Source organism: Aquipseudomonas ullengensis (assembly GCF_014174475.1).
In the GTDB taxonomy this organism is placed as follows: Bacteria; Pseudomonadota; Gammaproteobacteria; order Pseudomonadales; family Pseudomonadaceae; genus Aquipseudomonas; species Aquipseudomonas ullengensis.
The window spans coordinates 540,698-561,661 of sequence record NZ_JACJUD010000001.1; the positions used below are offsets into that span (position 1 = coordinate 540,698).

General features: G+C 65.7%; 19 protein-coding genes. 8 read left to right on the forward strand and 11 right to left on the reverse strand.

Going from position 1 to position 20,964, the window contains the following annotated elements:
* Positions 1-8 precede the first annotated feature (8 nt).
* The 9 genes from H3H51_RS02330 to bioB form a co-directional block, all read right to left on the reverse strand.
* Positions 9-1,295, reverse strand: a complete 1,287-nt coding sequence (locus H3H51_RS02330; protein WP_183087401.1) for a GGDEF domain-containing protein — start codon at positions 1,293-1,295, stop codon at positions 9-11.
* 182 nt (positions 1,296-1,477) lie between these two features.
* The gene (locus tag H3H51_RS02335) at positions 1,478-3,283 is read right to left on the reverse strand and encodes a phenylacyl-CoA dehydrogenase (RefSeq protein WP_183087402.1); all 1,806 of its coding nucleotides are present in this window, start codon (positions 3,281-3,283) and stop codon (positions 1,478-1,480) included.
* Between the two features lie 225 nt (positions 3,284-3,508).
* Complete coding sequence (locus H3H51_RS02340; RefSeq protein ID WP_183087403.1) at positions 3,509-4,273, reverse strand: putative metalloprotease CJM1_0395 family protein; 765 nt, start codon at positions 4,271-4,273, stop codon at positions 3,509-3,511.
* Between the two features lie 47 nt (positions 4,274-4,320).
* Positions 4,321-4,617 (reverse strand): pyrroloquinoline quinone biosynthesis protein PqqE, encoded by a 297-nt coding sequence (locus H3H51_RS02345; protein WP_183087404.1) that lies wholly within the window; start codon positions 4,615-4,617, stop codon positions 4,321-4,323.
* 94 nt (positions 4,618-4,711) lie between these two features.
* Positions 4,712-5,401: a dethiobiotin synthase gene (gene bioD, locus H3H51_RS02350; RefSeq protein WP_183087405.1), complete on the reverse strand. Its 690-nt coding sequence runs from the start codon at positions 5,399-5,401 to the stop codon at positions 4,712-4,714.
* Positions 5,402-5,487: 86 nt separating this feature from the next.
* On the reverse strand, positions 5,488-6,291 hold the full coding sequence (gene bioC, locus H3H51_RS02355; RefSeq protein WP_183087406.1) for a malonyl-ACP O-methyltransferase BioC: 804 nt from the start codon (positions 6,289-6,291) through the stop codon (positions 5,488-5,490).
* On the reverse strand, positions 6,284-7,015 hold the full coding sequence (locus tag H3H51_RS02360; RefSeq protein WP_183087407.1) for an alpha/beta fold hydrolase: 732 nt from the start codon (positions 7,013-7,015) through the stop codon (positions 6,284-6,286). The genes bioC and H3H51_RS02360 overlap by 8 nt, the downstream gene beginning before the upstream one ends.
* On the reverse strand, positions 7,008-8,177 hold the full coding sequence (bioF, locus tag H3H51_RS02365) for an 8-amino-7-oxononanoate synthase (protein ID WP_183087408.1): 1,170 nt from the start codon (positions 8,175-8,177) through the stop codon (positions 7,008-7,010). The genes H3H51_RS02360 and bioF overlap by 8 nt, the downstream gene beginning before the upstream one ends.
* Before the next feature lie 99 nt (positions 8,178-8,276).
* The gene (bioB, locus tag H3H51_RS02370; RefSeq protein ID WP_183087409.1) at positions 8,277-9,335 is read right to left on the reverse strand and encodes a biotin synthase BioB; all 1,059 of its coding nucleotides are present in this window, start codon (positions 9,333-9,335) and stop codon (positions 8,277-8,279) included.
* 67 nt (positions 9,336-9,402) lie between these two features.
* Here bioB and H3H51_RS02375 point away from each other — a divergent pair, with 67 nt between their 5' ends.
* The 6 genes from H3H51_RS02375 to rarD all read left to right on the forward strand — a co-directional run bounded on the left by H3H51_RS02375 (position 9,403) and on the right by rarD (position 14,742).
* Complete coding sequence (locus tag H3H51_RS02375) at positions 9,403-10,140, forward strand: ComF family protein (protein ID WP_183087410.1); 738 nt, start codon at positions 9,403-9,405, stop codon at positions 10,138-10,140.
* A gap of 58 nt (positions 10,141-10,198) precedes the next feature.
* Positions 10,199-10,963, forward strand: a complete 765-nt coding sequence (locus tag H3H51_RS02380) for a TOBE domain-containing protein (RefSeq protein WP_183087411.1) — start codon at positions 10,199-10,201, stop codon at positions 10,961-10,963.
* Positions 10,964-10,980: 17 nt separating this feature from the next.
* Positions 10,981-11,727, forward strand: a complete 747-nt coding sequence (gene modA, locus H3H51_RS02385; RefSeq protein WP_183087412.1) for a molybdate ABC transporter substrate-binding protein — start codon at positions 10,981-10,983, stop codon at positions 11,725-11,727.
* On the forward strand, positions 11,714-12,403 hold the full coding sequence (gene modB, locus H3H51_RS02390) for a molybdate ABC transporter permease subunit (protein WP_328803609.1): 690 nt from the start codon (positions 11,714-11,716) through the stop codon (positions 12,401-12,403). Before modA ends, modB begins: the two co-directional genes overlap by 14 nt.
* A gap of 44 nt (positions 12,404-12,447) precedes the next feature.
* Complete coding sequence (locus H3H51_RS02395; RefSeq protein WP_183087413.1) at positions 12,448-13,422, forward strand: serine/threonine protein kinase; 975 nt, start codon at positions 12,448-12,450, stop codon at positions 13,420-13,422.
* Positions 13,423-13,845: 423 nt separating this feature from the next.
* Positions 13,846-14,742: an EamA family transporter RarD gene (rarD, locus tag H3H51_RS02400; RefSeq protein WP_183087414.1), complete on the forward strand. Its 897-nt coding sequence runs from the start codon at positions 13,846-13,848 to the stop codon at positions 14,740-14,742.
* Between the two features lie 568 nt (positions 14,743-15,310).
* On the opposite strand, the gene H3H51_RS02405 is transcribed toward rarD, so the two are convergent.
* Both H3H51_RS02405 and H3H51_RS02410 read right to left on the reverse strand, forming a co-directional pair.
* Positions 15,311-15,829 carry a glycine cleavage system protein R gene (locus tag H3H51_RS02405; protein WP_183087415.1) on the reverse strand — a complete coding sequence of 173 codons (519 nt, stop codon included), beginning with the start codon at positions 15,827-15,829 and terminating at the stop codon, positions 15,311-15,313.
* Between the two features lie 108 nt (positions 15,830-15,937).
* Entirely contained in the window at positions 15,938-16,387 is a 450-nt protein-coding gene (locus tag H3H51_RS02410; RefSeq protein WP_183087416.1) for a GNAT family N-acetyltransferase, read from the reverse strand.
* A gap of 174 nt (positions 16,388-16,561) precedes the next feature.
* Here H3H51_RS02410 and H3H51_RS02415 point away from each other — a divergent pair, with 174 nt between their 5' ends.
* The gene (locus H3H51_RS02415) at positions 16,562-18,739 is read left to right on the forward strand and encodes a malate synthase G (protein ID WP_183087417.1); all 2,178 of its coding nucleotides are present in this window, start codon (positions 16,562-16,564) and stop codon (positions 18,737-18,739) included.
* A gap of 398 nt (positions 18,740-19,137) precedes the next feature.
* A complete protein-coding gene (locus tag H3H51_RS02420; protein WP_183087418.1) occupies positions 19,138-20,955 on the forward strand; it encodes a DUF1302 domain-containing protein in 1,818 nt (605 codons plus the stop codon).
* Positions 20,956-20,964 lie beyond the last annotated feature (9 nt).

The following is a 20,964-nucleotide window of genomic DNA, read 5'->3' on the forward strand; positions in this document are numbered from 1 at the left end:
CGGCGGCGTCAGCTGTTCGCCGCTTCCAGCTTGACCGCGCCACGCCGCTGGCCGGGGCTACGGATACAGTTGCGCCCGGCGCTCTTGGCGCTGTAGAGCGCCTTGTCGGCGGCCTTGATCACCTCTTCCGGCGTGCCCTGCTGGCCACGCTCGGCCACACCGATGCTGACGGTCACCGACACTTCCGAGGCCGCGCCACCAGAGCGGCGCTGTTTGCCCTGTTTGTCGCTGCGCGGGCGCTGCTGCTTGTCACGCAACTGGATGCGGTAGACCTCGATGGCCTGGCGTACCACTTCGAGGTGCGGCAAACATTCCTCCAGGGTCTTGCCGGGGAACACCAGGGTGAATTCCTCGCCGCCATAGCGATACGCTCGGCCGCCACCACCGATCTTGCGCAACTGGGCGGCGACCAGACGCAACACCTGGTCGCCGACATCGTGGCCGTGGGTGTCGTTGAACTTCTTGAAGTGGTCGACGTCGGCCATGGCGATCACATAATTGCGCCCCAGGCGCTGCAGGCGCTCGTTCAGCACGCGACGCCCCGGCAGACCGGTCAGCTCGTCGCGGAAGGCCATCTGGTAAGCCTCCTGCGCCACCGCAGCGATGACCACCAGCATGCTCAGGCTGGTCATCACCTGCAGGGCGTGGGGCAACAGGAAGGTCTTGGGCAGCATCCACAGCAGGCCGAACAGCCCCAGTAGCAACGCCGCATGCACCGGACGCGGCTGACGCAGGTACTGCACCAGCAACAGCACGGCGGCGATCAGGAACAGCGGGTAGGTCGGCTGTAGCAGGGTCATCCACTCGCCGTGCCAGAGCGGCCACTGCAAACCGCCGAGCCAGGCCTGCAGCTCCTGCGGGAAGCGCTTGGCCAGGGCCAGGGTGACGCTGCCCAGGGCCAGCAGCACGGCGGCACGCGCCACCAGGTCTTGCAGCAGATGGCTGCGTTCACGCCAGGCGCCATACAGGCCATACAGCAGCGGCAGCAGCAGGCAGCACAGGTGGAACACCAGCACCGCGTCCTCGCGCACCTTGCCTTGGGCGCGGAAGTAATCGGTCTGCGTATCCAGCAGGAAATAGGCGAGGTACACCGCCACCAGCAGGGACAGCTCGCGCTGGCGGCCGTAGCCCACGCAGAAGGCGCCACCGAGCAGCAACAGCAGGGTCGGCAATACATTGAACAGCGACAGGAAGAATTCGTTGAGCGCCGTCAGCTGCGCAACCAGCACCCCGGCGACGAGCAACAACAACGTCGGCAGAAAATGACTGAGGCGAACGGCGGCGAGGATGGGCAAGACGAATACTCCACCCCGGCTGGGGGCTGGACGACGAGATGCGGCATTTTGCCTGCATGACGACGGCGCGGCATCTGCATTTGCGTAGAAAGTGCACGACTTTGCGACCAGTTGCGGTTTTCCAGGCGAAAAAAAACCGCAGCTCGAAAGCTGCGGTTTTTCTGACCTGAGGTCGGAAGGGCTTAGTAGCCCAGGTCGAAGTGGGCTTCGTCCATTTCCATCAGGTTGTTGGCGCCGGACAGCATCGCTTCGACGTGCGCGCGGGTACGCGGCAGGATACGGGCGAAGTAGAAGCGTGCGGTCTGCAGCTTGGCCTTGTAGAAGGCTTCGTCAGCAGTACCAGCAGCGATCTTCTCGGCAGCCAGGCGAGCCATGTCGGCCCAGAAGTAGGCCAGGCAGGCGTAACCGGAGTACATCAGGTAGTCCACCGAAGCGGCACCGACTTCTTCGCGGTCTTTCATCGCGGCCATGCCCACTTTCATGGTCAGGTCGCCCCACTCTTTGTTCAGCTTGGCCAGCGGCTCGACCAGGCCTTTGATGGCCTCGTTGCCTTCGTTGGTCTGGCAGAACTTGTGCACGATCTTGGTGAAGCCTTTGAGCGCTTCGCCCTGGGTCATCAGAACTTTACGACCCAGCAGGTCGAGAGCCTGAACACCAGTGGTGCCTTCGTACAGCATGGAGATACGGCTGTCGCGAACGTTCTGCTCCATGCCCCACTCGGCGATGAAGCCGTGGCCGCCATAGATCTGTACGCCGTGGTTGGCCGCTTCGAAGCCGACCTCGGTCATGAACGCCTTGGCGATCGGAGTGAGGAAGGCCAGCATCGCGTCAGCGGCTTTCTTCTCTTCTTCGTTCTGGCTGTGCTGGACGATGTCGACCTGCTTGGCGGTGAAGTACACCATCGCGCGGTTGCCTTCAGCGAAGGCTTTCATGGTCAGCAGCATGCGACGCACGTCCGGGTGGACGATGATCGGGTCAGCGGCTTTGTCCGGCGCTTTCGGGCCAGTCAGAGAGCGCATTTGCAGACGCTCGCGAGCGTACTTCAGGCCACCCTGGAAACCGATTTCGGCGTGGGCCAGGCCTTGCAGCGCGGTACCCAGGCGAGCGGTGTTCATGAAGGTGAACATGCAGTTCAGGCCTTTGTTCGCTGGGCCGATCAGGTAACCGATGGCGCCGTCGAAGTTCATCACGCAGGTGGCGTTACCGTGGATGCCCATCTTGTGTTCGAGCGAGCCACAGGAAACGGCGTTGCGCGCGCCAACGGTGCCGTCAGCGTTAACCGAGAACTTCGGCACGATGAACAGCGAGATCCCTTTGGTGCCTTGCGGCGCGTCGGGCAGGCGGGCCAGCACGATGTGGACGATGTTATCGGCCATGTCGTGCTCACCAGCGGAGATGAAGATCTTGGTGCCGGAAACCTTGTAGGAACCGTCAGCCTGAGGCTCTGCCTTGGTGCGCAGCATGCCCAGGTCGGTACCGCAATGCGGTTCGGTCAGGCACATGGTGCCAGTCCACTCGCCGGATACCAGCTTGGTCAGGTAGGTGTGCTTCTGCTCGTCGGTGCCGTGCTCGGAGATGGTGTTCATCGCACCGTGCGACAGGCCCGGGTACATGCCCCAGGACCAGTTGGACTCGCCAACCATTTCGCTGACAGCCAGACCCAGGGACTCCGGCAGGCCTTGGCCACCGTGTGCAACGTCGTGGGCCAGGGACGGCCAGCCGCCTTCGACGAACTGCTTGTAGGCTTCCTTGAAACCAGTCGGGGTTTTCACGCCTTCCGGAGACCAGGTGCAACCTTCCAGGTCACCCACACGATTGAGGGGGGCGATTACCTGCTCACAGAACTTGGCGCCTTCTTCCAGGATGGCGTCAACCATGTCCGGGGTGGCGTCTTGGCAGCCAGGCAGGCTCTGATAGTGCGCTTCGTAGCCGAGCAGTTCGTCGCGAACGAAGCGGATATCACGCAAGGGGGCCTTGTACTCAGGCATAGCGGTAAACCTCTACGGTGGATTCCTTGATTTTGTGTGACCGGAACAATCACGGTCGTCTGTGGGATTTCTCCCAGCGCCCGGCAGCCATGAGCTGGCGCAGCAATCAAACAGGCGTTTGAAACATACGTTTACGCCCCAACCTTGTCAAGCATCCGCCGGTCGCCTGTCAGAACCGTCTTACGATCTTCTGTCCGTCGGCAATACCGCGTTGAAAGCAGGTTCTCAGGCGCGCAGATCGACTGCCGCAGCCGGCTCTTGCAACTGGGAAAGGTTGCGGTACACCTCAAGACTAGGCGTAGAAGCGACAGGCTGCTGGGCGGGCTCTTCCCCTTCCGCGCTCGCGGCCTCCTCTTCCTTGCTCTCCTCCTCACGCAGACGCCGCTCCTCGGCAGCCGCCACGGCTTCCTCGCGCCGCTGCTGGGCAATTTGCGCGCGCGCTTCAGCCGCCTGGGCTTGGGCCTGGGCGGCGACACTGCGATCCTGCGCAGACGGTTCGGCCGGCGCCAAAGCGGCGCGCTGCACCACTTCCATCTTGCGCAGGGTGGCTTCGGGGTCGTTGGGAATCGGGCTGACGTCGATACCAACCTCGCCGCCTACCGCATAGGAACGGCCGTCCGGGCCACGCTTGAAGGTATAGGTTGGTGCCCCGGCATAAGCGCCGCCCACCGAGGCATGGGCCTGCTCGTGGGTGCGCACCTCACGGTCGCGGCCGGCCAGTTCGGCGATCTGCGCCTGCTCCTGGCGCAGCTTCTCGGCCTCGCCGGGCGGGGCCTTGCGGTTGTCGGTTTTTTGTTCCGGGCTGTCAGCCTCTTCGCGCAGCGAAGTCTGCTCGCCGGAAGCGGAAGACGGTGTGGGGGTGGCGGGAGCCTGGTTGGTGCGATTCAGGTCGGGGGAGGAAGGCCCGGCAAATTCAGCGGACGACACGGCACGCGCCGACAAGGCTGCCGGCGAAGGCGCGACATAGGACGTGGCGCTGCCGATCTGCATCTCACTCCTCCTCGCCCGATGGCGGGCGAGCCCTGCTGACTACTCGATCAGGCGCGAGTATCGATCAGGGTACCCAGAACTTCGTCAGCGGTTTCCACGACCTTGGCGCCGGCTTGCGCCTCGGTCTTGCCGATGGTCAAGGCCACCAGGCTCTGCGCCAGGTCGGCCTGGGAGTTCTGCTCCAGCGCCTGGCTCTGGTTGACCTGCTGCGACTGCGAGGCCTGCTCCGGCGGCTGTGGTGCCACGGCATTGCCGGCGATATCGACGGCCGCCTGGTCGACACGGCGCTGCCCAGCCTGAATCGCGTTCAGGCCTGAATTGAAGGCGCTACCGGTGATTTCCATACTGCTACTCCCTGCGGAGACGGAATGACTGGGTCAATTGAAGCAGAAAATGCTCAAAAAACGTACAAGCAAAAGGCTATGGCCGACTGATGGCTTATATCTGCCCACTCAGTGGCGCCAGATCAAGGTACGCCGCCACAGCTGCCGGCGAGGCCTCGGCCAGGTGCGCGACCCGCCCCAGGCAAGGTGCGTCCAGGCGCTCGGCGAGGGTGGCCAGGTTCTCTTCCAGGCGCGAGGTGTGCGGGTCGACGATATTCGCCACCCAACCGGCCAGATGCAGGCCATCGCGGGCAATGGCTTCGGCCGTGAGCAGCGCGTGGTTGATGCAGCCCAGGCGCACGCCCACCACCAGAATCACCGGCAAACCGAGCGCGATGGCCAGGTCGGACAGGCTTTCGCGACCCGCCAATGGCACGCGCCAACCGCCGGCGCCTTCGACCAGAGTGAAGTCCGCGCCCTTGCCGAGGATATGCCGTACCGGCCCGACCAGCGCCGCCACGGTCAACTCCACGCCCACTTCGCGGGCCGCCAGGTGCGGCGCGATGGCCGGTGCGAAGGCGAAGGGATTGACCTCGGCATAGTCCAGCGCCAGCGAGCATTCGCCGAGCAACGCCAACGCATCGCTGTTGCGCAGCCCCGCGGCGCTCGGCTCGCAGCCGGATGCCACCGGCTTGGCCGCCGCCGTGCTCAGCCCGGCCAGGCGCGCGGCATGCAGCAGGCCCGCGGCAATGGTGGTCTTGCCGACTTCGGTGTCGGTGCCGGTGACGAAATAGGCCTGCGTCATATCTGCCTTCCGTAGGAGCGAGCTCTGCTCGCGAAGCTTTTGTGGTGTCCGATTCGCGAGCAGAGGACTCGGCGTCCCCCTCGCGCCTACAGGGGCTTTTGCAGCACGCCGTAGACCACCTGATAGGTCGCTGGCAGGCCCTGCGGCTGGCGGAACTGCTCGTAGGCCTCGACCAGTGCACGAATACGCGCGCGCCCGGTGAGGCCATCGGGACGCCCCGGATTGAGGTTGTGCGCACCGAGCGCCTTGAGCTCGTGGGTGAGCTGGCGCAGGTCGCTGAAATGCAGGCTCTGCGCCTTGCGCTCCAGGCCGAGCAGCTGCAGGCCGCTGTCGGCACACAGCTGCTGATACTCGCTGAAACGGCGAAAGCGATTGACGTGGACGAAGCCATCCACCGCCTGCCAGCTGTCACGCAGCTCCTGCAGCGTGCCGACGCACAGGCTGCTGAACGCCAGCACGCCGCCTGGTTTGAGCGCACGCCGCGCCTCGCCGAGCACGCTGGTGAAATCCGCGCACCACTGCACCGCCAGGCTGGAGAAGATCAGGTCAACGCAGCCATCACGCAGCGGAAGGCTTTCGGCATCCCCGGCGACGAAACGCCGGGCGCCGCCCAGCGGCCGCGCATGGCGCAGCATGCCTTCGGCCAGGTCGAGGGCCACCCCTTCGGCCTGGGGATAACGGGCGGCCAGCACCCGGCTGAAATGCCCCGTGCCGCAGCCCAGATCCAGCCAGCGCTGCGGTGCCAGTTGCACCGGCAAACGCGCCAGCAGTTCGATGCCGACCGAGCGCTGCAAGGCGGCCACGCTGTCGTAACTGTCCGCCGCGCGGGAAAAGGACGCGGCGACCCGGCGCTTGTCCGGCAAGCTGCCCTGCTCGTGCCACTCAGTCATCGCCCACCTCGTGCAGGAAGGCCTGGATCGCCGCCGCCACTTCGTGCGGACGCTCGACCGGGAAGGCATGGCTGCAGGCGCCGAGCAGCCCGGTTTCGACATCACCCAGCAGGCTCTGCAGCTCGCCGGCAGCCGCCGCCGGCACCAGCGCATCGGCAGCGGCAAACAGGTGCAGTTGCGGACCGTTGAAAGCCTGCAGCGCCGCGCGGGTGTCCAGCGCGGCCAGCACATCCAGCCCGGCCAGCAGCTGCTCGGCGCCGGTGTTCGGCGCGCCACCGAACAGCAGGCGACCGAGCGCGCGCGGCTCTGCGCTGCCCTGGGTGCAGAGCAGGGCGAAGCGTTTCAAGGTGGCCTGGGCATCTTCGGCGCAGCCACTGCGAAACAGCTCGAAGGTCTCAGCCGGCATCGCCGCCGGCCACTCGGTCGACGCCACGAAGCGGGGATTGCTGGCCAGGGTCAACAGCCCGCGGCAGCGCTCGCCACGGCGTGCCGCCAACTCGGCCGCGAGCATGCCGCCGAGCGACCAACCGCCCAGCCAGCAGTCCTGCGGCAGGCGTGCATCCAGCTCGTCCAGCCAATCCGCAGGCGCGCTACTGGCCAGCTCGGGCAGCAGTTCGAGCTGGATCTGCAGGTGCGGGTCCAGCCCCTGCAGCGCGGCAACCAGCGGTTGCAAGGGCGCGGTGCCCAAGCCCCAGCCAGCCAGAAGGATCAGTCGCTCACGCATCGCCAGCCACCTGCGGCCAGCACTCGGCCAGCGCCTCGATCAAGTGTTCCAACTGCGCCTCGCTGTGCGCGGCAGACAGCGTCACTCGCAGCCGCGCGCTACCCGCCGGCACCGTCGGCGGACGAATGGCGCCGACCAGCAGGCCGCGCTCCTTCAACAGCGCGGAGAGTTTCAGCGCACGCTCGCTGTCGCCGATCAAAATCGGCTGGATCGGCGTCGGGCTGTCCATCAGGTTCAGGCCGATCTCGGCCGCTCCCTGGCGGAAACGTGCGATCAGTTTGTTCAGGTGCTCGCGGCGCCAGCCTTCGCTGCGCAGCAGCTCCAGGCTCTTCAACGTGGCGCAGGCCACCGCTGGCGGCTGGCTGGTGGTGTAGATGTAGGGCCGGGCGAACTGGATCAGTGTTTCGATCAGCGCCTCGCTGCCGGCCACGAAGGCCCCGGCGGTGCCGAACGCCTTGCCCAGGGTGCCGACCAGCACCTGCACCTCGTCAACGCCCAGACCGAAGTGCTCGACGATGCCGCCGCCCGTGGCGCCCAGCGGGCCGAAGCCGTGGGCGTCATCGACCATCACCCAGGCGTCTTTCAGCCGCGCCTCGGCACACAGTGCAGGCAGGTCGGCGAGGTCGCCATCCATGCTGAACACGCCGTCGGTAACCACCAGGGTATTGCCCTCGGCCTTGCGCAGGCGGTTGCTCAGGCTCACCGCATCGTTGTGCAGGTAACGCGAGAAACGCGCCCCGCTGAGCAGGCCGGCATCCAGCAGGGAAGCATGGTTGATGCGGTCTTCCAGCACCGTATCGCCCTGCCCGACCAGCGCAGTGACCGCCGCCAGGTTGGCCATGTAGCCGGTGGAAAACAGCAGCGCGCGCGGTCGTCCGGTGAAGTCGGCCAGGGCCTCTTCCAGCTCGTGGTGCGGGGTGCTGTGGCCGATCACCAGGTGCGAGGCGCCGCCGCCGACACCCCACTTTTCTGCGCCCTGCTGCATCGCGCGGATCACCTCGGGGTGATTGGCCAGGCCCAGGTAGTCATTGGAGCAGAAGGCCAGCAACTGGCGGCCGTCGACCTGTACCAGCGGGCCTTGCGGGCTGTCCAGCAAGGGGCGTTGGCGATAGAGATGAGCAGCGTGGCGTTCGGCGAGGCGAGCGGCGAGATCGAAAGGCATGAGCAATACCCGGTAGGAGCCAGGGGGACGCCTAGTCCTTGCTGGCGATCCGTCGTGTCGACCAATCGCCAGCAAGCTGGCTCCTACATAAAGAGCGGTTTAGGCCGAAGCGGCGTTGTAGAACAGCTTGGAATCGCGCTGCTCGACCAGGGCCTGCTCGATGGCGGCCTGGTGCACTTCGTCGGCGTGTTCTTCGCGCTCTTCCGGCTTGATGCCGAGACGGGCGAACAGCTGCATGTCCTTGCTCGCCTGCGGGTTGGCGGTGGTCAGCAGTTTCTCGCCGTAGAAGATCGAGTTGGCGCCGGCCATGAACGCCAGGGCCTGCATCTGCTCGTTCATCGCCTCGCGGCCGGCGGACAGGCGCACGTGGGATTTCGGCATCATGATGCGCGCCACGGCGAGCATGCGGATGAAGTCGAACGGGTCGACGTCCTTCTCCTGCGCCAGCGGCGTGCCCTCGACCTTGACCAGCATGTTGATCGGTACGCTTTCCGGGTGCTCGGGCAGGTTGGCCAGCTGGATCAGCAGGCCGGCGCGGTCATCCAGCGACTCGCCCATGCCGAGGATGCCGCCGGAACAGATTTTCATCCCCGACTCGCGCACGTAGGCCAGGGTCTGCAGGCGCTCGCTGTAGGTGCGGGTGGTGATGATGTTGCCGTAGAACTCCGGCGAGGTGTCGAGGTTGTGGTTGTAGTAGTCGAGGCCGGCCTCGGCCAGGGCGCGGGTCTGCTCCTGGTCGAGTTTGCCGAGGGTCATGCAGGTTTCCAGGCCGAGCTTCTTCACGCCCTCGACCATTTTCAATACGTAGGGCATGTCCTTGGCCGACGGGTGCTTCCACGCCGCGCCCATGCAGAAGCGGGTCGAACCGATGGCCTTGGCCTCGGCGGCGGCCTCCAGCACCTTCTGCACTTCCATCAGCTTCTGCTTGTCCAGGCCGGTGTTGTAGTGGCCGGATTGCGGGCAGTACTTGCAGTCTTCCGGGCAGGCGCCGGTCTTGATCGACAGCAGGGTCGAGACCTGCACGCGGTTGGCGTCGAAATGCGCGCGGTGCATGGTCTGGGCCTGGAACAGCAAGTCGTTGAACGGCTGTTCGAACAGCGCCCGAACTTCGGCAAGAGACCAATCGTGACGGGTGACGGAAGTGGTGCTGGCGCTCATGGGCGATTCCTTGTTCTGGTCTTGCTAATCTGGCAACACGGCTGTTCGGCATCGTCAGGGAAGGACCATGCGCTGTCAACCAAAGGACGACAACCAGGTTTACATCTGGTCAAAAAACAAACAACCCTGCCTGCTGTGCGACGAACGCAGCGACACCTCGTACCCGCTGTGCAGCGCCTGCGAGGGCGACCTGCCGTGGCTGGGCGGGCATTGCCGGGTCTGCGCCCTGCCCTTGCCGAGCGAGGGGCTGGTCTGCGGCGAATGCCTCAAACGGCCGCCAGCCTTCGAGCGGGTGGAAACGCCGTGGCGCTATGCCTTCCCGGTCGACAGCCTGGTCACGCGCTTCAAGCATCAGGCGCGTTGGCCATTGGGACGTCTGCTGGCCACCCTGCTGTCACATCACCTGCAACATGCCTTCGACGAAGGCCTGCTGCGGCCCGACCTGCTGCTGCCGGTGCCGCTATCGGCCCAGCGCCTGCGCCAGCGCGGTTTCAACCAGGCCGCGATGCTCGCCGACTGGCTTGGCGCCCGCCTAGCCCTGCCAGTGCAGCCACACTGGCTGCAACGCCCAGAGGACAGCGCGCACCAGCAGGACCTCGACGCCGCCGCGCGCAAGCGCAACCTGCGCCGCGCCTTCGCCCTGAATGCCCAGGCGCAGCTCGCCGGGCGCCACGTGGCGGTAATCGACGACGTGCTGACCACAGGCGCCACCGCCGAAGCCATCGCCCGCCTGCTGCGCAAGGCCGGTGCCGCGCGGGTGGATATCTACTGCCTGGCGCGTACGCCCAAGCCCGGCGAGCGTTGACCAACGCCGACGAATCGCGCATCGTGCCTCGCTATATAGAAAACTATATTGCGAAACCATGAGCCAGCTGAGCAACCTCGCCCAACACATCGCCCGCCGCCCGCAGCGCATTGCCCTGCTGCAGCAGATCGCCGCCCAGGGTTCGATCACCCAGGCGGCCAAGGCTGCCGGCATCAGCTACAAGTCGGCCTGGGATGCCATCGACGAGCTGAACAACCTCGCCGGCCAGCCGCTGGTCGAGCGCAGCATCGGCGGCAAGGGCGGTGGCGGCGCACGCCTGTCACCCACCGGAGAACGCCTGGTGCAGCTCTATCAACGCCTGGAAAGCCTGCAAGCCCAGCTGCTCAGCGCCGCCGAACAGGCCGACGACCTGCAACTGCTCGGCCGCCTGATGCTGCGTACCAGCGCGCGCAACCAGCTCAGCGGCCAGGTCGTCGCCATCCACCCGCAGGGGCGCAACGACCTGATCGAGATCACCTTCGACGCCCATGCCCGGCTGCTCGCGCAGATCACTCGCGACAGCACCGAGCTGCTGGAGTTGGCCCCGGGCAAGCCGGTGGTCGCCCTGTTCAAGGCCGGCAGCCTGCAGCTGCACCCCGCAGACAGCACCATCGCTGCCGCAGATAACCCGCTGGCCGGGCAGATCGAGCAGGTGCTCGACGATGCCGACGGCCCCGCCGAGGTGCGCATCAGCCTGCCATCCGGGCAGACCCTGTGCGCCCTGCTCGAGCGCAGCGAACTGCAACGCCTCGGCCTCCTGCCCGGGCAAGCGGTGCTCGCCAGCATTGCCCCTGCGCAGATCCTGCTGGGCAGCCCGACCTGACTGAAAAGGAGTTCCCCATGCGCCCTCTGCTGCAACCCCTGACCCTGCTGGCCCTGCTCAGCGCACCCCTGGCCCAGGCCGCCGAACCGGTACGCATCGCCGTGGCCGCCAACCTGCTGCCGCTGATGGAGCAACTGGTGCAGCGCTATGAACAGCAGAGCGGCGCCCAGGTGGACATCGCCGGCGGTTCCAGCGGTGCGTTCTACGAGCAGATCCAGCGTGGCGCGCCGTTCGACCTGTTCTACTCGGCCGATGCCGAGCGCCCGGAAAAACTCGCCGCCGCCGGCCTCAGCGAAGCCGCCAGGCCCTACGCCTGCGGCCGCCTGGCGCTGTGGACGCCACATGCCACGCCAGCGCTGAACGCCCTGCCGGACGGCAAGGTAGCCATCGCCCAGCCGGATACCGCGCCCTACGGCAAGGCAGCCCTGCAAACCCTGGAGAACAGCGGCCAGCTGGCCGCGGTCAAGCCGCGCCTGGTCTACGCCCAGGACATCGGCCAGGCCTTCCAGTTCGTCACCAGTGGCAATGCACCGAGCGGCTTTGTCGGGCTCAGCCAGCTCATGGCAGCGAACACCCCGGCCGGCCAGTACAGCCAGGTGGACAGCGCCCTCTATGCGCCGCTGGTGCAAAAACGCGTGCTGCTGGCCAAGGGCGAACGCAAGGCCGCGGCCGAAGCCTTCGCGCAGTTCTTCGACGCCCAGCAGAGCAGCCTGAAAAGCGCTGGCTATGCCCTACCCGGCGAGGCTGGCTGTGCTGCTGACTGACGGCGACTGGCAGGCGCTGGGGATTACCCTGCGCCTGGCCGCGACCTCCACCCTGCTGCTGTTGCTGATCGGCCTGCCGCTGGCCGCCTGGCGCGTGCGCAAGCAGACCCGCCTGCGCCAGGTGCTGGATGCGGTGCTGGCCCTGCCGCTAGTGCTGCCGCCGACCGTGCTGGGCTTCTACCTGCTGGTGCTGTTTGCCCCGCAAACCAGCCTCGGCAGCGCCTGGATCTGGCTGACCGGGCACGGCCTGGTGTTCAGCTTTACCGGGCTGGTGCTCGGCTCGGTGATCTATTCGCTGCCCTTCGTGGTGCAGCCGCTGACCGTGGCCATGCGTGAAATCCCGCCAAGCCTGCTGGAAGCCGCCGCCAGCCTCGGCGCCAGCCGTTGGGAGCGGCTCTGGCGCGTGGTCCTGCCGTTGCTGCGGCGTGGCCTGCTGGTGGCCACCACCCTGGGCTTTGCCCACACCATGGGCGAGTTCGGCGTGGTGCTGATGCTCGGCGGCAGCATTCCCGGGCAGACCCAGGTGGTCTCCATCGCCCTGTTCCAACATGTCGAAGCCATGCGCTACGCCGAGGCCCACCACCTGGCGGCCTGCCTGCTGGGCCTGTCCTTCCTGCTGCTGTTGCTGGTCTACGGCCTGGGCGACTCGCGCCGCACGACACCAATGCGTTCATAGTGGTGCCAGGGCGCTACACTCTGCGCCCCGAACCGGAGTCCCCCATGTCGCATCCCTTCGCCACCCTCACTCCCGACCTGGTGCTGGACGCCGTGGAAAGCCTCGGCTACCTCAGCGACGCCCGCGTGCTGGCGCTGAACAGCTACGAGAACCGCGTCTACCAGGTGGGCATCGAGGACGAGCAGCCACTGATCGCCAAGTTCTACCGCCCGGGGCGCTGGAGCGACGCGGCGATCCGCGAAGAGCACAGCTTCAGCCAGGAGCTGGCCGAGTGCGACGTGCCGGTGGTGGCGCCGCTGCAGCGCGACGGCGAAAGCCTGTTCGAACATGCCGGTTTCCGCTTCGCCCTGTTTCCCCGCCGTGGCGGCCGCGCGCCGGAGCCGGGCAACCTCGACCAGCTGTACAGCCTCGGCCAGTTGCTCGGACGCCTGCATGCGGTCGGCGCCAGCCGCCCGTTCGCCGAGCGCGAAACCCTCGGCGTACAGAACTTCGGCCACGACTCGCTGAGCACCCTGCTCGACGGCGGCTACGTGCCTCGCAGCCTGTTGCCAGCCTACGAGTCGGTGGCCCGTGACCTGCTCACGCGCATCGACCAATTGTTCGCCGGCGTGCGCTACACACCGATCCGCGTGCACGGTGACTGCCACCCGGGCAACCTGCTGCACCGCGACGACGCCTTCCATGTCGTCGACCTCGACGACTGCCGCATGGGCCCTGCCGTGCAGGACCTGTGGATGATGCTCGCCGGCGATCGCCAGGAGCGCCTGGGGCAACTGGCCGAACTGGTCGACGGCTACAACGAATTCCACGACTTCGACAGCCGCGAGCTGCCGCTGATCGAAGGCCTGCGCGCCCTGCGCCTGCTCCATCACAGCGCCTGGATCGCCCGCCGCTGGGACGACCCGGCCTTCCCCCGTGCCTTCCCCTGGTTCGCCAACGAGCGCTACTGGGGCGACCAGATCCTCGCCCTGCGCGAACAGCGCGCGGCACTGGATGAAGAACCGCTCAAGCTGTTCTGAAGCACACACGCCGCTGCACGTAGGGCGGGTGAAACCCGCGTTCGGCCACTGCGCGGGTTGCGCCCGCCCTACGCCGCCTGCGCACGCTTGATCGCCCAGCACCCATCTAAACAACACCTCGTCGTCCTCGCGAAGGCGGGGACCCAGTGGGCCGGCTCGGTGATGCGCCCCTGGATTCCCGCCTTCGCGGGAATGACGGAGAGTTGAGCGTTCCCGCACTCGGCGTGGCGGCCACAATGACTGCCGCAGGCTGCGCTTGAGCGCAGCGAAACCCAACAGGTCCCGCACCTTGGCGCCGCTGTAAAACCTTTCTTACGCTTATCGAACCCAGGCACCCGGCACAAAAGCTGAACACGCAGACAAGTCCGGGTGCCTGCGACTAGAATTCGCTGCTTTAGTTAGCTGCCTAAGCAAGGACCCTCCATGGCCACCGCCAACCCGCGGCGCGGGTACATTCTCGGCCTGATCGCCTACACCATCTGGGGCCTGTTCCCGCTCTACTTCAAGGCCATCGCGGCCGTGCCGGCGCTGGAGATCATCGTCCACCGCGCGCTCTGGTCGGCGCTGTTCGGCGCTGCGCTGCTGCTGTTCTGGAAACACCCGGGCTGGTGGCGCGAGCTGCGCGACAATCCGCGGCGCTTTGCCGTGCTGGGCTGCAGCGGCCTGCTGATCGCCAGCAACTGGCTGGTGTATGTATGGGCGGTGAACAACGGGCGCATGCTCGAAGCCAGCCTGGGCTACTACATCAACCCGCTGATCAACGTGCTGCTCGGCCTGCTCCTGCTCGGCGAGCGCCTGCGTCGCCTGCAATGGCTGGCCGTGGGCCTGGCCGCGCTGGGCGTGTTGCAGCAAGTGTGGCAACTGGGCAGCCTGCCCTGGGTGTCGCTGGTGCTGGCGCTGACCTTCGGCTTCTACGGGCTGATCCGCAAACAGGCGCCGGTGGCGGCATTGCCCGGCCTGGTGGTGGAAACCTGGCTGCTGTTGCCGCTGGCCCTCGGCTGGCTGCTGTTGCACCCTGCGGCGATGACCAGCCAGGCCAGCTTCTGGAGCACGCCGGAAGCTTTCTGGCTGATCGCCGCCGGCCCCATCACCCTGGTGCCTCTGGTGTGCTTCAACGCAGCCGCGCGGCACCTGCCGTACACCACGCTGGGCTTCCTGCAGTACCTGGCGCCAACCCTGGTGCTGCTGCAGGCGATCTTCCTGTTTGGTGAGCATTTCGCGCCGGCCACCCTGGCCTCCTTCGTCTGCATCTGGGCCGGGCTGCTGGTGTACAGCGTGGATATCTGGCTGAGCCTGCGCCGCCGTGGGCAGAGCGTCTAAGCCGACGAGGCAACCCGCGCCCACCGCGCGGGTTGCACCCGCCCTACCCGGTAGGAGCAGTCCATGTCGGGCTGGGTGAAAAACACTCAATCCGCCGCAACCCGCGCCAGTGCTCGCGCTGCGCCAGCCATCCCCGTGTTATCCACAGAAGCATCCCCGGCATTTGTGCACAAGCCGTTGAAACTGCTTCTTTTTTAGCCATAGCACGGAGAGCCTCGGGGCACTAGGTGCCGGGCTTTGCCTCCCCAGCTTATCCACAGCACCATCCACGCGAACCGGGGATATCGTCGGTGCATAACCTGTACAGGCGCCCGGCCCGCCAACGGCCTCCTGCCCCCATCGCCACCTGAGCAGAAAACAACCAGATCGCTACAGGCCCCGCCAGCACCAGCCTGGAGCAGACTACCCCCGGCTTATCCACAGAAGCGTCCCCGGCGTTTGTGCACAACTGTTTGAATCCGCTGCATTTTTGATCAGGCAAAGAAAAGCCCCGGGGCACTAGTGCGTGCGCCGGGGCTCCCCAGACTATCCACAGCTTCATCCCCGGCAAACGGGGATATGTCTGCGGCTACTCGTCGGTGCGCAGGTTCAACTCCACCATCAGGTCGTCGGCCAGGCCTTCGAGCTTGTCGCGCAGCAGGTCGAGTGACAGGGTCAGCGGCACGGCCAGCACGGCCACGGCATGGAACAACGGCTCGCTGCTCATCGGCGCGGGCGCCACTTCGGTGGTCAGGCTTTCCAGGTTGACACCCTGCTCGGCCAGCAGGCGGGTGATGTCGCGCACGATCCCGGGGCGGTCGTTACCGACCAGGTCCAGGTGAATCGGTTTCCAGGTGCACGACGGCTCGATGCCGCTTTCTGCCAGCAGCACGCGGATGCCGTGGGCGCTGAGCCCCTGCAGGCCTTCCACCAGTTCGTCGTAGCCTTCGGCCGGCACTGCCACGCGCAAGATCCCGGCGAACTGGCCGGCCATGCGCGACATGCGGCTTTCCAGCCAGTTACCGCCGTGGGCGGCGATGCACTGGGCGATACGCTCGACCAGGCCGGGCTGGTCCGGGGCGATAACGGTGAGTACCAGATGATCCATGGGAAACCCCCTGTTCTTGTTAAATGCCGGAGCGAAGCCTGCTCGCAAATGGCTCCGGGGTGACGGATTGGTGAGCAGCGCTTGGCTGCTACAGGTGCCCGTGCCGACTCAGGACTTGAGGTCGAGCCAGTAGGTATAGAACACCTCATCGCGCACATAACCAAGCTTTTCATAGAGCGCCTGGCCGCCCAGGTTGCTCTTCGCGGTTTCCAGCTGCAGGCCGCAGGCGCCGGTGGCCACGCCATGCGCGCGGGCGGCATTCATCAGCGCTTCGGCCAGGCCCTGGCGGCGCGCCTCGGGGGCCACATACAGGTCACTGAGCAGCCAGGCCGGCGCCAGGTGCAGCGAGGCGTAGAACGGGTAGAGCTGCACGAAACCCAGCGCCACGCCCCGGGCATCACGGGCAATGAACAGTGTCGAGTCGCCGCCCTGCAGGCGGGCGCCGAGGAACGTGGCAATCTCCCCTGCCGGCTTGGGCACTTCATAGAAGCTCAGGTAGGCGGCAAACAGCCCCACCAGCTCATCCAGATCATCGACACCTGCACGTACGACCGGCATAACCCTCTCCTTCGGTAATGGAGCCCGCAGTATAGCCAGGCCCCCGGCGCCATCCGGCAGGCGGTCACAGCCCGTGACTGATTTTTTCGTTTGAGTCATGTAGTATTCCGCGGCTCTTACTACATGGCCGTCCGGCCCGGATCTAGAGCTGTCTGTAATCAAGTGAGGCAAGCAATGACTGAGCGCGTTCAAGTCGGTGGCCTGCAGGTCGCCAAAGCCCTTTACGACTTCATCAACAACGAAGCCATTCCCGGTACCGGCATTGCTGCCGACGTGTTCTGGGCTGGCGCTGAAGCCGTGATCAACGATCTGGCCCCGAAAAACCGCGCCCTGCTCGCCAAGCGTGACGACTTCCAGGCCAAGATCGATGCCTGGCACCAGGGTCGTGCCGGCCAGGCGCATGACGCCGCCGCGTACAAGGCCTTCCTCCAGGAAATCGGCTACCTGCTGCCGGAGCCGGCTGACTTCCAGGCCACCACGCAGAACGTCGACGAAGAAATCGCCCGTCTGGCCGGCCCGCAGCTGGTCGTCCCGGTGATGAACGCGCGCTTCGCCCTGAACGCCTCCAACGCCCGTTGGGGCTCGCTGTACGATGCCCTGTACGGCACCGACGTGATCAGCGAAGAAAACGGCGCAGAGAAAGGCCGTGGCTACAACAAGGTCCGTGGTGACAAGGTCATCGCCTTCGCCCGCGCCTTCCTCGACGAAGCCGCGCCGCTGGAAAACGGTTCGCACGTCGACGCCACCGCCTACACCGTGAACAACGGCAACCTGGCCGTGAGCCTGAAAGACGGCAGCACCAGCGGCCTGCAGAACGCCTTCCAGTTCATCGCCTTCCAGGGTGAAGCTGCTGCACCGATCGCCGTGCTGCTCAAGCACAACGGCCTGCACTTCGAAATCCAGATCGACGCCTCCAGCCCGATCGGCAGCACCGACGCCGCCGGCGTCAAAGACGTGCTGATGGAAGCCGCGCTGACCACCATCATGGACTGCGAAGACTCGGTTGCCGCCGTCGATGCCGACGACAAGGTTGTGGTCTACCGCAACTGGCTGGGCCTGATGAAGGGCGACCTGGCTGAAGAAGTCAGCAAGGGCGGCCAGACCTTCACCCGCACCATGAACCCGGACCGCGTCTACACCAAGGCCGACGGTAGCGAGCTGACCCTGCACGGCCGCAGCCTGCTGTTCATCCGCAACGTCGGTCACCTGATGACCAACCCGGCGATCCTCGATGCCCAGGGCAACGAGATTCCGGAAGGTATCCAGGACGGCCTGTTCACCAGCCTGATCGCGGTGCACAACCTCAACGGCAACACCAGCCGCAAGAACACCCGTACCGGCAGCGTGTACATCGTTAAGCCGAAGATGCACGGCCCGGAAGAAGTCGCCTTCACCAGCGAAATCTTCAGCCGCGTCGAAGACGTCCTCGGACTGACTCGCAACACCCTGAAAGTCGGCATCATGGACGAAGAGCGCCGCACCACCGTCAACCTGAAAGCCTGCATCAAGGCCGCCAGCGAGCGCGTGGTGTTCATCAACACCGGCTTCCTCGACCGTACCGGTGACGAAATCCACACCTCCATGGAAGCCGGCGCCGTGGTGCGCAAAGCCGCCATGAAGGCCGAGAAGTGGATCGGCGCCTACGAGAACTGGAACGTCGACATCGGCCTGGCCACCGGCCTGCAGGGTCGCGCCCAGATCGGTAAAGGCATGTGGGCCATGCCCGACCTGATGGCCGGCATGCTCGAGCAGAAGATCGCCCACCCGCTGGCCGGTGCCAACACTGCCTGGGTGCCGTCGCCGACCGCCGCCTCGCTGCACGCCCTGCACTACCACAAGGTCGACGTGTTCGCCCGCCAGGCCGAACTGGCCAAGCGTGAGCGCGCGTCCATCGACGACATCCTGAGCATCCCGCTGGCGCCGAACACCAACTGGTCGGCCGAGGAAATCCAGAACGAACTGGACAACAACTCGCAGGGCATCCTCGGTTATGTGGTGCGCTGGATCGACCAGGGCGTCGGCTGCTCCAAGGTGCCGGACATCAATGACGTCGGCCTGATGGAAGACCGCGCCACCCTGCGCATCTCCAGCCAGCTGCTGGCCAACTGGCTGCGTCATGGCATCGTCACTGAAGAGCAGATCGTTGCCAGCCTCAAGCGCATGGCGCCGGTGGTTGACCGTCAGAACGCGGGCGACGCGCTGTACCGTCCGCTGGCGCCGAACTTCGACAGCAACATCGCGTTCCAGGCTGCCCTGGAACTGGTGGTCGAAGGCACCAAGCAGCCGAACGGCTACACCGAGCCGGTGCTGCACCGCCGCCGCCGCGAGTTCAAGGCCGCCAACGGTCTGTAATTCGCTGCTGCTGTGAAAAAGCCGCCCTCCGGGGCGGTTTTTTTATGCCCGCGATTGGTGCGCCGGGGGTCGACTGCTTATCGAGATAACCCCAGGTTATGCGCCAGGCAAGCCGCTGCCTGTTTCCGCACGAACACACTAAGTCACTCTTATATAAAGACTTTCCCTCCAAGCCAAGTCACCCTGGCGCGCGTTTTTCCGCGCCACGGCCGGCACTCGCTCAGCACGCGCCGGACCGACCTCACCTTTGGCTATGGGCATAAGGATTATTCAGAAGTCAGGACGATGACAGCCACCTAGGATGCCCCGGCACCTGAACACAGGCTGCGTTGAAGATGCAGGCCTTGCGGCGACTGCCGCGGGTGCCTTTTCAAGCAGGTTCTAAGGCGGAGACGATCATGACAAGAACAACAACAGGCGCGGAGACTTTGTATCCCCACGCCCTGGCCCTGGCTGTAGCGCTGGCCAGCGCACTTCCGGCACAGGCCGCCAGCTTCACCATCGGGGAAATCGAAGGACGCCTGGATTCGTCCCTGTCCATCGGCGCCAGCTGGGCCATGGACGACGCGGATGCGGCCTTCATCGGCAAGGCCAACGGCGGTACCGCCTCGACCCGCACCAGCGACGACGGGCGCCTCAACTTCAAGAAGGGCGAGACCTTCTCGAAGATCTTCAAGGGCGTCCACGACCTGCAGCTGAGCTACGGCGACACCGGCGTGTTCCTGCGCGGCAAGTACTGGTACGACTTCGAACTGAAAGACGAACACCGGCTGCTGTACGACATCGACGACAGCGGCCGTGACAACGCAGCCAAGTCCTCCGGCACCGAGCTGCTGGATGCCTTCATCTACCACAACTACCTGATCGGCGACCTGCCGGGCAGCGTGCGCGCCGGCAAGCAGGTGGTGAGCTGGGGCGAAAGCACCTTCATCGGCAACAGCATCAACGCCATCAACCCGGCCGACGTGGCCGCGTTCCGCCGCCCCGGTTCGGAGATCAAGGAAGGCCTGATCCCGGTCAACATGCTCTACGTCACCCAGGGCCTGAGCGAAAACCTGTCGATGGAGGCCTTCTACCAGCTGGAGTGGGAGAAGACCGTGCTGGACAACTGCGGCACCTTCTTCAGCGGTGATGTCGCCGCCCAGGGCTGCAACGACGGCATGACCACCTACGGCAGCGACTTCGATCGTGATGATCCGGCGGCCTACGGCTATGTGCCGCGCCTGGCCGACCAGGATGCCCGCGACAGCGGCCAGTTCGGCGTGGCCATGCGCTGGCTGGTGCCTGAGCTGAATGACACCGAGTTCGGCTTCTACTCCATGAACTACCACAGCCGCACGCCGGAAAGCATGTGGGTGGTTGGCCAGCCGAGCCTCAGCAGCCTGACCGGCGCCCCCGGCGAGGCCACCGCCCGCTACTACCTGGAATACCCGGAAGACATCCGCCTGTACGGCCTCAGCTTCGCCACCACCACCCCGGATGGCACCGCGCTGTCGGGTGAGCTCAGCTACCGGCCGAACATGCCGCTGTCGCTCAACGGCACCGACGTGTCCACCGCCGCCAGCGTCGGCGCCCTGGTCGACATGCTCAACCTCAACGGCCTGGCGATCTTCGACAGCGGCTGGGCCGACACCGACTACGGCAGCCTGGTGCAGGGCTACAAGCGCATGCCCTTCACCCAGGCCCAGGTCAGTGCGGTGCACACCTTCGACAACGTGCTCGGTGGCGACCGCCTGAGCCTGATCGGTGAAGTCGGCTACAGCCATATCGGCAACCTCGGCAGCACCGACGGCAGCGACCTGCGCTTTGGCCGCAGCAGCATCTACGGCAATGGCGCGCTGAGCGATACGGCGGCGGGCCTGGGCATGACCGGCAACCAGCTGTGCCAGGCCGCGCTCAACACCAGCAACCCGGACCAGTGCAGCGACGACGGCTTCTACACCCAGAACTCCTGGGGCTACCGCCTGCGCGCGCAACTGGAGTTCAACAACGCCATTGCCGGGGTCAACCTCAAGCCCAACCTGGCGTTCGCCCACGACGTCGAGGGCTACGGCCCGACCTTCACCGAAGGCAACAAGTCGGTGAGCGTCGGCATCGATGCCGACTTCATGTCCACCTACACCGCCAGCCTGAGTTACACCGACTACTTCGGTGGCGACTTCAACACCAACACCGATCGCGACTTCCTCGCCGCCAGCATCGGCGTGAGTTTCTGAGATGAGGCT